The organism is Bdellovibrio bacteriovorus, assembly GCF_001592735.1.
GTDB classification, from domain to species: Bacteria; Bdellovibrionota; Bdellovibrionia; order Bdellovibrionales; family Bdellovibrionaceae; genus Bdellovibrio; species Bdellovibrio bacteriovorus_D.
Genome location: NZ_LUKE01000003.1, coordinates 41047 through 55830, shown reverse-complemented (window position 1 = coordinate 55830; position 14784 = coordinate 41047). Strand labels below are relative to the sequence as shown.

Annotated in this window: 14 protein-coding genes; 6 read left to right on the top strand and 8 right to left on the bottom strand. The window is 46.2% G+C overall.

Features of this window, described 5'->3' with window-relative positions; all coding sequences use genetic code 11:
- Positions 1–12 precede the first annotated feature (12 nt).
- Positions 13–1407, top strand: coding sequence for an ABC1 kinase family protein (locus AZI86_RS12695; protein ID WP_061835577.1), 1395 nt, complete (start codon positions 13–15; stop codon positions 1405–1407).
- A 60-nt stretch (positions 1408–1467) separates the two neighbouring features.
- Here the strand turns inward: AZI86_RS12695 and AZI86_RS12690 are convergent, their stop codons facing one another.
- From AZI86_RS12690 to AZI86_RS12665, 6 genes are all read right to left on the bottom strand, one after another.
- Entirely contained in the window at positions 1468–2016 is a 549-nt protein-coding gene (locus tag AZI86_RS12690; protein ID WP_061835576.1) for a DUF3332 family protein, read from the bottom strand.
- A gap of 90 nt (positions 2017–2106) precedes the next feature.
- Positions 2107–3681: a response regulator gene (locus tag AZI86_RS12685; protein ID WP_061835575.1), complete on the bottom strand. Its 1575-nt coding sequence runs from the start codon at positions 3679–3681 to the stop codon at positions 2107–2109.
- Entirely contained in the window at positions 3678–4265 is a 588-nt protein-coding gene (locus AZI86_RS12680) for a chemotaxis protein CheB (RefSeq protein ID WP_061835574.1), read from the bottom strand. The genes AZI86_RS12685 and AZI86_RS12680 overlap by 4 nt, the downstream gene beginning before the upstream one ends.
- Positions 4266–4287: 22 nt before the next feature.
- Positions 4288–5118 (bottom strand): CheR family methyltransferase, encoded by an 831-nt coding sequence (locus AZI86_RS12675; RefSeq protein WP_061835573.1) that lies wholly within the window; start codon positions 5116–5118, stop codon positions 4288–4290.
- Entirely contained in the window at positions 5115–8483 is a 3369-nt protein-coding gene (locus tag AZI86_RS12670; RefSeq protein WP_061835572.1) for a response regulator, read from the bottom strand. The genes AZI86_RS12675 and AZI86_RS12670 overlap by 4 nt, the downstream gene beginning before the upstream one ends.
- 143 nt (positions 8484–8626) lie before the next feature.
- Entirely contained in the window at positions 8627–9568 is a 942-nt protein-coding gene (locus AZI86_RS12665) for a cation diffusion facilitator family transporter (protein ID WP_061835571.1), read from the bottom strand.
- A gap of 58 nt (positions 9569–9626) precedes the next feature.
- Between AZI86_RS12665 and AZI86_RS12660 the strand changes: the two genes are divergently transcribed.
- Positions 9627–10553: a COX15/CtaA family protein gene (locus AZI86_RS12660; protein WP_061835570.1), complete on the top strand. Its 927-nt coding sequence runs from the start codon at positions 9627–9629 to the stop codon at positions 10551–10553.
- Here the strand turns inward: AZI86_RS12660 and AZI86_RS12655 are convergent.
- Positions 10550–11167 carry an LON peptidase substrate-binding domain-containing protein gene (locus AZI86_RS12655; protein ID WP_061835569.1) on the bottom strand — a complete coding sequence of 206 codons (618 nt, stop codon included), beginning with the start codon at positions 11165–11167 and terminating at the stop codon, positions 10550–10552. The two genes, AZI86_RS12660 and AZI86_RS12655, sit on opposite strands and share 4 nt — an antisense overlap.
- A gap of 34 nt (positions 11168–11201) precedes the next feature.
- Here AZI86_RS12655 and AZI86_RS12650 point away from each other — a divergent pair, with 34 nt between their 5' ends.
- A complete protein-coding gene (locus AZI86_RS12650) occupies positions 11202–11624 on the top strand; it encodes a thiol-disulfide oxidoreductase DCC family protein (protein ID WP_061835568.1) in 423 nt (140 codons plus the stop codon).
- On the opposite strand, the gene AZI86_RS12645 is transcribed toward AZI86_RS12650, so the two are convergent.
- Positions 11621–12019, bottom strand: a complete 399-nt coding sequence (locus AZI86_RS12645) for a (deoxy)nucleoside triphosphate pyrophosphohydrolase (protein WP_061835567.1) — start codon at positions 12017–12019, stop codon at positions 11621–11623. The genes AZI86_RS12650 and AZI86_RS12645 overlap by 4 nt on opposite strands.
- 60 nt (positions 12020–12079) lie before the next feature.
- On the opposite strand from AZI86_RS12645, the gene AZI86_RS12640 reads away from it, so the two are divergent.
- From AZI86_RS12640 to AZI86_RS12630, 3 genes are read left to right on the top strand one after another with little or no spacing between them, the layout of a single operon-like run.
- Positions 12080–12823 carry a YoaK family protein gene (locus AZI86_RS12640; protein WP_061835566.1) on the top strand — a complete coding sequence of 248 codons (744 nt, stop codon included), beginning with the start codon at positions 12080–12082 and terminating at the stop codon, positions 12821–12823.
- Positions 12820–14427: a Na/Pi cotransporter family protein gene (locus tag AZI86_RS12635; RefSeq protein WP_061835565.1), complete on the top strand. Its 1608-nt coding sequence runs from the start codon at positions 12820–12822 to the stop codon at positions 14425–14427. The genes AZI86_RS12640 and AZI86_RS12635 overlap by 4 nt, the downstream gene beginning before the upstream one ends.
- Positions 14424–14768, top strand: a complete 345-nt coding sequence (locus AZI86_RS12630) for a DMT family protein (protein WP_061835564.1) — start codon at positions 14424–14426, stop codon at positions 14766–14768. Before AZI86_RS12635 ends, AZI86_RS12630 begins: the two co-directional genes overlap by 4 nt.
- The last annotated feature ends 16 nt before the right edge of the window (positions 14769–14784 follow it).

Below are 14784 nucleotides of genomic sequence, written 5' to 3'. Positions count from 1 at the left end.
ATTGGCTTGCACATGGACGAAAAAAAGTCTGCCAAAAAACAATTAGATCGAATCAAATCATCGATGTTTTCGCGAAGTCTTTCTTTGGCCAAACTCACCGTTCAGGCGGGTGCTTCCATCGCCTCTCATGGTGTCAGTAACGTCTTAAAAAATAAAGAAGCAAAAGAAGAAAGTTGGCGCAAGCTTTTGCAAAACCAAGCTTCCGCGATCAGTTCCGAATTGGGCGAACTGAAAGGCAGCCTGATGAAGGCCGGCCAAATGCTTTCCATGTATGGCGAGCACTTTCTGCCACCAGAAGCCAACCAGCTTTTAAAATCTTTGCAGTCGGACTCGATCCCCTTAACGTGGGAGGCCATTGAGCCGACTTTAAAAAAACAGCTCACGCCTGAAAAGTTGGCTTTATTAGAAATTGAAAAAGAAGCCTTAGCGTCGGCTTCCATGGGACAAGTTCACCGGGCGCGCGTTAAGGCCACCGGCGAAAGCATTGTTTTAAAAATTCAATATCCCAATGTCGACCGCGCGATTGAAAGTGATCTTAAGGCCATTAAAACCCTCCTCAACACTTTAAAACTGTTGCCTAAAGATTTTGATATCGATCCTTTGTTTAAAGAAGTTCGCGAGATGCTGGAGCAAGAAACCGATTATGAGATCGAAGCCAAGTTGACCGAAGACTATTACGCCCGCCTGCAAGGTGATAAGCGCTTTGTGGTTCCGCGGGTGATTCGTGAATTTTCTGGACCTAAAATTTTAGCCACCACTTTTGAACGCGGCATCCGCGCGGATGATCCCCTCATTCAAAGCTTACCGCAAGAGCGTCGCAACAAATTGGCACTGAACTTTTTAGATCTTTATTTTAAAGAAATCTTTGAATGGGGCGTGGTCCAAACCGATCCTCACAACGGGAACTATCGCATTCGCATTGATCCTCAAGGACATGATCAGTTGGTGCTATTAGATTTCGGCGCGACCCGAGCGTATAAAGATGATTTTTTAGTTCCCTATCGCCGCATGATCAAAGGCGCTTTATTTAATGACCGCGAGGCTTTTTTAAAGGAAGCCACTCACCTGGGCTTTGTGGAAGAAGGCGATGCCCCGGAACTTGTGGAAATTTTTGAGCAGTTCTGTAAAGAGATGGTTGAGCCCTTTATTGCGAGTGACGACCCTCGCAATGCTTCCGGCCTTATCGCCGCCGATGGCACTTATGATTGGAAAAATACGGACTTACCGCAACGTATTTCAAAAAAGGTCATCCAGATTTTGCGCAATCATGCCTGGCGCACTCCACCTGAAGAAATTGTGTTTTTAGATCGCAAAATCGGGGGCGTGTTTATTTTCCTTTCGGTTTTGCGCGCCAAGATCCGGGGACGCGACATCTTACTTAAATATATTGAAAAGTTTGTGAAATAAAAAAAAACCTCAGAGTTTTGCACCACCGAGGTTTTTTAATCTTAAAGATGTCGTTGAAGCTTATCTCGCGATAGCGACCGTCGATCCCAGAACGTTCAAATCTTGTTTTACGATTTTACCTTCGTCATTAAAGAAGCTTGCCACGGGAAGCGAGTTGATATCGCTGACACGGGTTTTAAGTTTTCCATCGACGTAGAGTTCAATTTCGCCCATTTCAGTTTGAGTTAAAACCACTTTCTGTAAAAGCGTTTTTTCATCGTTAAAGATTTGGATCGTGGATTGTTTACGGTCGGTGCCATTTAAGAACTCATGTTTCACCACGTAAGTCTTATCTTGGTCTTTGAACTGGTAATCCCCGGCGGACACTTTGCCTTCCCAGAAATCGATGGTGTTGAAAAGAACCATATCAATCAATAAAGTCACCGCAAAGACGATCCCCGTAAGGATGTAAAGCACGATACGGATGATGATATTCTTAGAGTTCACCCAACGCGCGTATTCACGAGTGAGTTTAAATCCTCCCGAAGCACACCCCGTGCTGAGGGCCATCATTGAACACGCCGCTAAAGACGCCACATAAAATAATTTATTGGACCAGAACTTCGCCATAGAATTTCTCCTTTGCCCTTTATTTTTGAAAACAAATATTCTTCTGGCAACGGATTTGGCCCGGACTCGTTGTTTTCTGGCCGTGACGTTTTAGGTGATTTCAAGCAATTTTTTAATGATCAGTTCTTTGGTCACCGGTTTTGACAAATATCCATCAAAACCAGCGGCATACACCTTATCGACTTCCGAACTCATCGCATGTGCCGTCAGCGCAATGACCACACCGGCAAATCCCGCCTCGCGAAGCTTGGCCAAAGTTTGATACCCATCCAGAAGCGGCATTTGAATGTCCATAAGAACAACTTTGAAAGGACCCTTGACAGCTTTTTCGATGGCCTCAAACCCATTCGCCGCAAAATCAAGATGAGCTTTTTCATTTTGCAAAAGCACCCTCATCAACTCCCGATTGTCTTCGGAATCATCCACCACCAAAATACGAAGGCCCTCAAGACGAGATCTTGAAGCATTCACCGCGGCCTCGGACACGGAAGTGTCTTGAGTCATCTGATGGACGGATGAGTTCACATTTTCGACCGCATCAACTCTGAAAGTGGCGCGAAAAACAGAACCCGCTCCCTCGACACTGGATTTGAGGCTGTAATCTCCTCCCAACAACTGACAAAGCTGGCGGTTTAAAAAAAGCCCCAACCCTGTGCCGCCAAAGCGACGTGCCGTTGATATTTCCGCTTGTTGAAATGCCTGAAATAAAGATTTGCTTTGTTCGGGCGTGATGCCCGTGCCGGTGTCTTGGATATCAACGATAAGCAAAGGCTCGGCATATCGAATGGTCAAACGCACAAAACCTTGAGAGGTAAACTTGATGGCGTTCCCAATCGCATTTAAAAGAACCTGACGAATGCGTGTGGGATCACTTTTCACGTACTCCGGGAAGGGATTGGCCACTACAATCGAAAACTCCAGACCTTTGCGCGTGGCTTGTGGTAAAAAAGTATTTTCAATATCCGAAAAAAGTTCTTTCAAGGAAAATTCAACGGCCTCCACCGCGATCTTTCCGGCTTCCACTTTAGCCAGATCTAAAATATCGTCCACCAGCTTCAACACCTGCTGGGTGTTGCGATAAATCACTTTGGAATACTCGCGCATTTCTTCAAGGCTGATGTCGTCTTGTTGGCAAACTTCAGCAAAACCCATGATAGATCCCAATGGGGTTCGGATTTCGTGACTCATATTTGCTAAAAACGCGCTTTTAGCGGCATTGGCAATATCCGCGCGCGCCTTTAATACTTCCAGTTCGACGACCTGACGCTTGAGCTGATTTTTTTGCTGCGCAATTTCGACAAATTGTGACACCTTCGTGCGAACCACCGCAGGAATCAGCGGTTTAAAAAGTAAATCCACCGCACCGGTCTGATAACCCTCGAAAATAAATCCAATATCGGGTTGGTGTGCGGTCACAAACACGATCGGCAGTCCCTTGTATCGATCCACACTGCGAATGATTTTTGCAAGCTCAAAACCATTTGTCCCCGGCATCTGCACGTCCAACAATAACAGGCCGAAATCATGACGAGAAATAAGTTCTAAAGCATCATTGGCATTGGTCGCGGAATAAATCGTGATCCCGTCAGCGGCAATCAAATTTGAAAGCGCATTGATGTTTTCCGGAATATCATCGACCAAAAGAATATTCACCTGTTCCATCATTCAACCTCAAACTGAAAGGTGTTCAGCCGTCGCGAAATGTCTTCTAAAGTTCCCACAAAATCAGGTCGAAAAAGCTCTAAGGCCGCTAGAGGCATCATTGAAGATTCCGCTTCATGGGGATCTTGCACCATCGTCATTCCTCCCGCCTTTTGAATGCTCCGCAATCCGGAAGCTCCATCCGCATTCGCGCCCGTCAGCAAGACACCGACACACCTTTCTCCCAAAGAACGCGCCGCGGATTCAAACAGAACATCCAAGGAGGGGCGACAATAATGCAAAGGCTCGTCCTGTGCCAAAGAAAAGCTGGAATCCCTTTCAATAGACAAATGATATCCAGACGGGGCTAAGTAAATATGACGAGCTTCAATAAACTCCTTATCCCCGGCTTCCATGATAGAATAGTTCTTCGGAATTTTAAACACCAACGAGGGATTCACCGCAAAGCTTTCGGGAAGATGCTGAACGACAATAATGGGCGCAAAAAAATTCACTGAGAGAGAGCTCAGAATTTTCTGAATCGCGGCGATCCCCCCGGCCGAGGCCCCCAGTAAAAGGACTTTGAATTTTGCAGTGGGGTGATCCATGACGCAAACTCCTTAAAGTCCGTTATTTTTTGAAACGCTCATTGAACGAAAAGATATTGCTTCCCTCATGCACCGAGGAAAACGAGTTCGCTTTGGGCGAAAATCTTAACGTTTCTTTCGGGCCGATCGCTAAAAACCCTTTGTGAGCCAGCGACTGACAAAAAAGCTCCAAAGCCCGGTTCTGCAACTCACGAGAAAAATAAATAAAAACATTTCGGCATAGAATAAGTTGGCATTCCACAAAGGCCGAGTCCGTGGCTAAATTATGCTCTGAAAAAACCACGTTTTCTAAAAGATCTCGGTTGAAACGGACCAAACCATAATCGGCGGAATAATAATCCGAAGGAGCCTTAGAGCCTCCCGCCATTGAATAGTTTTTGTTAAAGAGCGGGATACAGCTGGCCTCGTAAATCCCCTCTTTGGCGGTTTTTAAAACGTTTTGATTGATGTCCGTGGCATAGATGGTCGTGCGCTTCAAAAGATTTTCTTCTTGCAACAGGATCGCGAGACTTAAAACCTCTTCCCCCGTACTGCACCCCGCACTCCAAATCACAATGTGCGGATATGTTTTAAGAATGGGAATGACCGTTTCGCGCAAGGTTTTAAAAAAATGAGGATCCCGAAAAAACTCGGTGGTGTTGATGGTCAATTGACTTAAGATGCTGCGAAACTCTTCGGGCTTTCCCAGAACGTCCTTTAAAAGGTCCAACAATGAGGTGGAGCCTTTTTTTCCGAGAATGTAGGCCAAACGTCGATCCAAAGACGCTTCGGCGTATTGGCGAAAATCATAGCCATACTTGATCAAAATTCCTTCAAAGAAAAGATGTCTTTCGACGGGATCAATAGGGATCAATCAAAAAGTCCTTTCGGCGCCAACCACACCTTCAAGATCGTGGAAAGATTATCTAAATTGATCGGCTTCGGCAGATAGTCATTAGCCCCCGCCTCGATGCATTTTTCATGATCTTCTTTCATCGCCTTCGCGGTCACCGCAATGATCGGAATCTTATTAATCCGCGGCAGAGGATTTTTACGGATCTGGCGCATCGCTTCGAAGCCATCCATTTTAGGCATCATGATATCCATCAGCACGACATCGATATGGGGCTTTTTATCCAAGACACTTAAAGCTTCGACGCCATCTCGGGCGATTTCAACTTTCAGCCCTTTTGACTCAAGGGCACTGGTCAAAGCAAAAATATTACGAATATCATCATCCGCAATTAAAACAGTTTTCCCTTCAAAGGCTTTCTCTTGAGAACGCAGCTGAGTTAAAAGTTCGCGCGTGGCCGCCGGCAACAAAGACTCCACCCGATGCAAGAACAAGCTGACTTCATCCAGCAATCTTTCCGGCGAACGCACTCCCTTGATGATAATACTTTCAGAGAACTTACGAAGATAAGATTCTTCCTGGGAAGTCAGATCTTTACCGGTGTAGATCACAATCGGAGGCAAAGAAATCTCAAGTTTAGAAAGAGCTTCCAAAAGATCAAACCCCGAAAGATCCGGCAGTACCAAATCCAGGATGATACAATCAAAAACAGATTGTTGAATGAGGTCCACGGCTTCTTTGCCTGTTTTTGCGGGAACAACTTCAATGTCATCCGCGGAAATCAATTCGGACACCGCCAAGCTTTGCGTCTTATCGTCTTCGATCAAAAGAACTTTTCGCACCCGCGAAGAGATTAAACTTTCAATGCGTTCGATGGCCGAGCGGACTTTATCAATAGTCACCGGTTTTGTCAGATAACCCAAAGCCCCCATGCGCAACGCATTTTGCTGATACTCTAGACCCGAGATCATATGGACCGGGATGTGCCGCAGATGAGGCATTTGCTTGATCATCTCTAAAATACCCAATCCACTGATTCCCGGCAGTTTGATATCCAAAAGAATCGCGGACGGAACATGGATTTTTAGAATGGCCAGAGCGACCTCTCCATCGGCGGCTTGAATCGGCTTAAAGCCATAAGACTTAATGGCTTCCACCACCGAGGTGCGGAAAGCATCATCATCTTCCACAACCAGAATAGTTTTTTCATCGCCCACATCTTTGATCGCCTCTTGGGCTTGTTTTTTTATCAATGTGGCATTCTCGTCCTTTTTGGCGATGTCTGGCTCTGGCATTTGTCGCGGCTTCACGGCGCGATCTGGGACCATTAAGGGAGCGGGACCATCGCCTTGAGAGGACGGTAAAATGATCGGAATGTGAATCGAGAAAGAACTTCCTTTTTGGTGCTGGCTGGTCAATTTGATGGAACCTCCCAACAACGTAGCAAGCTCCCTAGAGATTGTGAGGCCTAAGCCCGTTCCCCCATATTGACGGCTTACAGAGCTATCGGCTTGTTCGAAAGCCTCAAAGATCAATTGTTGTTTTTCCGCCGGGATACCAATACCGGTATCGACAACAAAGATATCGACACCTTGTCCCCGGTCCACAGAAACCGCGCGAAGCGTGATGGAGCCTTCATGGGTGAATTTAAGAGCATTGGAAAGGAAATTTCGTAAAATCTGCTCAAGCCTTTGACGATCGGTGTGCAGATTGAGATTTCTATCGGCACTTGAAACATCGATGACCAAGTCCAGGTTTTTCGCCTTGGTCTGAGGCTCAAACATTAACTTCATGGAATCAAGCATTTCTCCTAAAAGGAAATCCTCGGCCTTCAAGCTTAATTTTCGAGCCTCGATTTTTGATAAATCTAAGATATCGTTAATCAGCATTAATAAATCATTGCCGGCATTATTAATGGACTGGGCAAATTGTTTTTGCTGATCGTTGAGGTTTTTTTCTTTGTTTTCCACCAACAACGTCGACAAAATCAAAAGCCCATTCAGCGGCGTGCGCAGCTCATGTGACATTTTCGCCAAAAATTCGGATTTATATTGAGTGGATCTTTCCAAATCCTGAGCGCGCAATTCTAATTGGGACTGAGTGCTTTCTAGTTCTTTATTCTTGATATTTAAAGCCTGTTGCTGACTTTCCAAAGCGCGTGCTTGCTGCTCCAACTCTTCATTGGACGCCCGCAACTCTTCTTGTTGGGCTTGGAGCTCGGCGGATTGCTGTTGCGTCTTATCAAGCAAGGCTTCCAGCTGTTTTTTGGAAAGAGCCGAGCTCATACCGACCCCCATGGTCTCGGTCAAAGACTGAACTGTTTCAATTTGTTCTGCGGTAAAAAACTCTTTCACCGCCATCTCGACAATACCCATTTTCTTTTCTTGAAATGAAAACGGCACAAGAACCAAAGCTTTCGGCGGCATCTCTCCAAGCCCTGAAGAAATCTTCCAGTAATTGGCAGGAACATCACTTAATTGGGTCAAATGAGATTTTTCTAGCGCCGAACCCAATAGACCTTTATGACGATCCCATTTTTGCGACTCTGTGTTGCTCGCTCCATGACTGGCGACCTCTGCAAGCTGCGCCCCTTCGATCACGTAGACCTTGCCGGCCACGATACCAAAAAAGCGTTCTAGCTCCTTAAGAATGGCTTCACCCGCCGTTTCCGGCGAGTGATCTTCCGCCACGGCTTGGGCCATAGAAGACAAAATAGATTTGCGATGATTTTCGATCTCTTTCTTTTCAGCCTCTTTCGTGGCTCGCAACATATTTGTCGATATTTGAAAGAAGGCCGCCGCTAAAACCGTCGCCAGAAAAATATTGGAGGCATACAGTGTCCAATAAAAATATTGTTTTTGATTGGCAGCGGCATCCATGCGTTGATCCAGCAAGACTTGCTCTTTATCGATCATCTCGTTGACCTGCCGGCGAATGACATCCATCACGCCTTGGGTTTCACTCAAAGCCAAATTCAATGCGGCTCCGTCGCCCAACGACCGGAGTTTTTTAAGGACCTCTAGTTTTTCAAAATAGCGTTTAAAACTTTGTTCCACCGAGCGCGCGGCATCTTGTTGAGAGGGGTTGTCTTTAGAAAGATCAATGACTCGGTCAATATGATAAAGGGCCTGACTTGTGCCCTGTTCATAAAGCGCGATATGATTTTGATTTTTTGTTAAAAGAAACCCACGAATTCCCGTTTGGGCGTCCTTGCAAGAGGAGATCGCCAACTCCAACTCGTTTTGTACTTTGACAGTGTGGCTGACCCAATTTTGCTGTTCTTCGACGGCTTGAAAACTGGATCGTAGAAACCACACCTTGATGGCCAATAAACTTAGAACTAAACCCAAGGCGATGAGCGGTTTGTACTGCTTTTTGATTTCCATGATCCTGAACCCCATACAGAGATAAGACGCAAAACTTGTGTTTCGCGAATAAATCAGGATTAAACCATATTGATGACAAAGTGAAAGTTAAAAAAGACCCCTGCAGAACAAATCTTGTATCGTTACAATATCTTAAAGAATGATTAGGAAGAGTGCTCGGGATCTATGCATTCCATTCCCAAAAGCTCCGTTTCAATTGTCGCTTCGATAATGCCTAAGCTTGAAACCTTCTTTTTTATGTCCGCTTTCACCTGCAAAACATCCTCAAAAGAACTTTCCGCGGCCAGCACCACATGAGCGGTGAAGATATGACTTTGTCCATCTAGCGACCACAAGTGACTGTGATGGATGGCTTTGACCCCGGGGATTTTTTTTATCAACTCCTCCACATCGGCCACGCTGGCATTGGCGGGTGTCGCCATTAAAAACACATCCACCGCTTCACGAAGATTGCGAAAGACATTGTACATAATCCACAAAGCCAAAGCGATCGCCATACCTGCATCTAATTGTGGCAGATCAAAGAATTTCATCACGATGGCCCCCACAAAAACCATGGCCCAGCCCAGAACATCTTCGATCATATGCCACATCAGCATTTTCTCATTCAGGCTTTCACCTTTGGACACGCGATAAGCGGCGTACCCGTTCACCGTAAGACCTAAAACGGCTAACGCGATCATCCCATCGGCATGAGGTTGTTGCGGATTTATTAAGCGAGGCACGGCTTCAATCAGAATCATGATAGATCCGACAATTAAAATGCCCCCGGTGATAACCGCTCCTAAAGTTGAAAAGCGGCGATAGCCATAGGAAAAATGATGGTCGCTTTTTTTATGCGAAAACTTCTCTAAACCAATAGCTAAAAGCATAGCTACTGCGTCACCGAAATCATGAAGGGCATCACTTAAGATCGCCACCGAGTTCGTTAAAATTCCACCCACCAGTTCGATAATTGAAAACGACAAATTCAGCGCAAAGGCCCACGTCATATTCCCTAGAGCCGCACCATGAGAATGGTGATGATGGTGGTGATGTTTTCCGTCGGCGTGAGAATGATGATGGTGGGCGTGTTTGTCTGACATGCCTGTTATTTAACCGCGGGTTGACCGCATTTTCAAGGCGTGATACCCAAATATTCCTATGACCAAGCCTCAATACAAGAAACTTGCATTTAGCCTTCTCGTTTACACGATTTTAGTGATCCTTTGGGGGGCTTGGGTGCGTATTTCCCATTCGGGCGATGGTTGTGGCGACACCTGGCCGCTTTGTCACGGCCAATTGATTCCCGAAGCACAGCGCGGAAAAACCTGGGTGGAATACGGTCATCGCCTGATGTCGGGAATTTATGGCTTTGTCGTGATTTATTTTTGGTGGGCGGCGCGAAAGATTTATCCCCAAGGACATTTTGCACGCAAGATGGCTTTAGCCACTTTATTCTTTATGATCTCGGAAGCCTTGCTCGGCGCAAAACTTGTTTTGTTTGGCCTCGTGACAGACAACGACACTCCTTACCGTGCTTTCATCATGGCTTTACATCAGCTCAACTCTTTTATGCTGACGGGAGTTGTCGCTCTGGCCATGGCGTCCGCTTTAGCCGACACCGCCCTTCCTAAGCCCACACCCGCTGATAAAAAATACCGATGGCTCCCCTGGATTATCGTGGCCCTAGGAGTGACCGGAGCTTGGGCTTCACTCTCCAATCAACTCTTTCCCACGGCAGATTGGCTCTCCGCCTTGGCCGATGATTTTTCTAGTGACTCTCATTATCTTGTTCGCCTACGAGTGGCGCATCCGATATTGGCGATCACCTTCGGTGGCGGACTTGCCTTATTTTTCTGGCTTAAAGCGCAGACTTCAGAATCCATTTTGATTGAGCGGCGCTCTTATCAGATGAGCTTATGCCTGATCACGGGTCTTATTTTTGGCGTCCTGACTTTGCTTTTGCACGCCCCGGTGTGGATGAAAATTGCGCACTTGGCTTTGGCCCACACCATTTGGGTGGTGCTTTTACAATGGGTGTACTTTGTGCGCACTCACGAAGTGCGTTTAGAAAAACTAGCGACTTAGGTCGTCAGTTCATTTGATTCCATCAAACGATGTAGGAAGCGGATTTTTTCATTCAAATCATCGTATTCCAAAACCATTTGCTGCAAATCATAGTCTCGCACCAAATAAGACGCAAAACTGCCGACGATCTCTTCGGGCAAGTTGAGGTGGCGCATAAACATATCCCGCTGACTAGGATCGTGAATGTGGGTGTACACCCAACGCGATAAGATTTTATAAAGCGATGTTAACTCCAACTCGGCCGAATGATCCAAAACGGTTTTTTCCGGCAAGATCTGACCTTCACAAACAATATAGGGAGTTCCGCTTTCTAAAACCTTCCCTAAGCGCACCTTGCCTTGGCCTTGCAAGAAGACCAGCAAAGTTCCGTTCAGCCTTTCTTCGATGATTTGCACGGTTCCATAACCTGCGATTTCGCGCACAAACGGCACGTGCTCTCCGGGTTTTACGGATGTCACTTTCCCGGGATCTTCGATGTACCCTAATGCCACTGGAATATTTTTGGCCGCGGCCTCTTTGATCATAGCTAAATAACGCGGCTCAAATATGTTGAGGGGCTTCGTCGTTCTAGGAAATAATGTGACGTTCACCAGTGGAAAAAGAAAAACTTCCATACTAAGATTATAAAGACAGCCTAGGAAAAACGCCATGGGAAATACGAACAGCCAGACAGATTTAAAAAACAGAAGAATCATCTTTTTTGATGGAGTCTGTCACTTGTGCAATTCTTTCGTCGATACCGTCGTGAGCTTAGACAAATCTCACGTTTTTCAGTTCGCCCCCTTTCAAGGTGAAACCGCCAAAGCTCTTTTAAACGACCAGGATCGAAACAGTCTAGAAACAGTGATCTACTTTGAGGCAGGAATCCCCTATCGCAAATCTTCGGCAGTTATAAAGATCCTCACGAAACTAGGTGGCCCTTACAAATTATTAAATCTCGGATGGATCATTCCGCGATTTCTTCGCGATGCGATGTACGGATTTGTCGCTAAAAACCGCTACGCGTGGTTTGGCAAAGAAGAAACATGTCGCATTCCGACCCCCGAAGAACGCTCTTATCTTCTCCCTTAGTTTTCCACTTGGATTTTTGCCACAAAGGGACGATCGGCCTCGGAAAGTTCTTCCCGCGGAATCTCTGAAGGCAAAAGCCATTTTGCCGCATCGTGCTCGACCAACTGGAGCTCTCCGTGAAGGCTCTCCGCCCAGTACACACGCAACCGAATGACCTTAGTAGGGTATGAGTGCTCGATTTCACCAATAAAAGCGCCGACGCGAATATTGAGCCCCAGCTCCTCTTCAATCTCTCGAATCAAAGCTTGCTCAGGCGACTCTCCACGCTCGACTTTTCCACCGGGAAACTCCCAATGTCCGGCCCCGCTTTGACCCGGCCCTCGACGGACGATCAAAACACGTTTTTCTGGATCAGCAAAACGGCGAATCACGGCGGCAACTACAAGTACAGACATAGACCTTAGTATATAGCCGTCTTTTGTCTTTTTGAAAGAGTTGTTTTACTCTTGTTACAGATGTTCTCTTATCAACGAACCCTTTCTCACTACAGTCGCGCGAATGTCGCGATCTGGCTTTCCATGGCTTTTCAAGCCGGCGCTATTAACACCGGTGGTTTTTTGTCGTGTCATCGCTTTGTTTCTCACGTCACTGGCTTTGGAACCTTGATTGGGGCGGAAGCCGCCTCGGGCAAATGGATTCATTCCTTGGGAATGCTGCTCGTCCCTGGATTTTTCATCGGCGGTTCCATGATGTCTGCTTATCTGGTGGATCGACGTATTCAAACCAATCGCAAACCTTTGTACCCCACCGTGATGTTTTTAATTTTCTTACTCACTTCGTCGGTGGCCCTAGCCGGTGGCTTGGGGTTTTTCGGAGATTTTGGGGCCGATATCGTTCACAAAGATTACATTTTACTGGCCGCCTTGTGTTTGGCATGTGGCTTACAAAATGGCACGGTCACTTCGGCGTTCGGTGCGATCATACGCACCACTCACTTAACCGGTATTACGACGGACTTAGGCATCGGCTTGGTACGAATCTTAACTCATTCTCACAAAATTCAGCCGCGGATTAACGAAAAGCGGGCGAACTGGATGCGTGCCGGTCTGATCGCTTCTTTTATTCTAGGCTCCTTCGTATCTGCGCAAGTTTACATGATATTTGAATATTGGGGCTTTCTCATTCCCTCTTTAATTGCTACAATTCTATTCTTTTGGAGTCTCATCCACTTTGATGAGAAATTGGACACCACAGAATGATAGACACGCATAATTCCTATTTTATCTTACTTGTCAGCGGAGTCGCCCTTTTCCTTTACGGGATGAACATCGCGTCCTCCTCTTTAGAAAAATTGATGGCCGGAAAGATCACAAATCTTTTAAACCGTCTTTCGCAAAGTAAGTTCTTAGCCATCTTAACCGGGGTGATCTTAACAACCCTGATGCAAAGCTCAGGCGCGGTCACTTCGATGCTTGTCGGCCTGGGCTCCGCGAAGGTTATCAATCTTCGCCAGGTCATGGGCGTTATTATCGGCACCGCGATTGGAACAACACTCACGGTTCAATTGATTTCGTTAGACTTGGGCTCTTTTGCGCTTCCCGTTTTTGCGATCGCTTTTGCTTTTTATTTCAAAGCCAAGAAAACTGTTTTTAAAAATCTGTCTTTGGTTTTCATGGGCTTTGGTTTGCTGTTTTTAGGCTTAAACTTGATCACAACGTCAGCGCATCACTTTGCTGAAAATCCGATGCTGACGGACTTATTCCAAAGTGTTCGTGACAATCCGGGATATTCATTGATGATTTCCATGGTCTTCTGCGCGCTGGTACAGTCCAGCGCCGTGACCATCGGTCTGGCAATGAGTTTAGCAGCCGTCAAAGCCATCACGTTTTACGACGCCATGCTTTGGGTGTATGGCGCAAATATCGGCACGACTTCGGTGGCTTTGATTGCCGCTGCGGGCGGAAATTATATCGGCCGCCAAGTGGCTTGGGCGCATTTCTTTTATAAAACCATCAGCGTGGTGATCTTTTACCCCTTCACGCAAGTGTTTATTGATTTTCTGATGACCTTTGATACGACGATGTCGCGTTCTATCGCCAATGCGCATTTGATATTTAATGTGCTTTCAGCGGTGATCTTTTTCCCGTTCATCAATAAAGGGGCCGAGCTGATTGAGAAGATGTTCCCGAAAGCGGCGTCGGAGGAATTTGGTACCGAATTTGTGAATCGCAATAACTATGAAAGCTCGGCCTTGGCCATTTCCTATGCCAATCGCGAAATCCAAAGAACTTCAGACATCGTTTTAGGAATGATTAAAGATTCGATTCGTTTATTTGAGTCTAATGACCCCAAAGACTTTGACTCCATCAAGGATCGCGACAACAAGGTCGATTTCTTGTATCGCGAAACCAAGATGTTCCTTTTAGATCACGCTAATAAATCAACGACCGTGGTTCATCAAAACATCATGAACATGATCATGTTCTTAAGTGACCTTGAACGTGCGGCGGATGCGATTGATATCAACATCCTGGCGTTAGCCATTAAGAAAAATGCGTTAAAGCTTGAATTTTCAGATCAAGGTTGGGCGGAAATTCGCCAAATGCACGAGCAAGTCGTCAAAGTGGCTTCCATGGCCATCAACGCGCAACAAAACCCCGATCTTTGCGAAGACGCGATTCAGTTAAAACGCGAGCTTGCTAAGACCGAGATCGGCTTACGGGAAAATCACATCAGTCGTTTAAATCGCGGCATTAATGTCTCGATCAATACGAGCTCCATTCACTTGGATCTACTCAGTGAGTATCGTCGTATTGCCAGCCTTCTTTGCAACCACGCTTACAGTCAGAGGTCCAACAAATGATGCAAACAATCACCCCTATCAGTCTTTTGGTTCTTTCGAATATTTTTATGACTTTTGCGTGGTACGGCCACTTAAAGTCCTTTAAAGAGTCCGCTTTGTGGGTCGCCATCATGGTCAGCTGGGGGATCGCTTTTTTTGAATATGTGCTGCAAGTCCCGGCCAACCGCATGGGTTATCAACACTTCACCTTGCCGCAATTAAAGATCATCCAAGAGGTGATCACGATGGTGGTCTTTGCCGGGTTCTCAGTTCTCTATATGAAACAGTCTTTAAAGCTAGACTTCCTGTGGGCGGGTTTATGCCTAGTGGGGGCTGTTTACTTTATTTTCCGCGGAAACTAAGAATTCCCTACTTTCT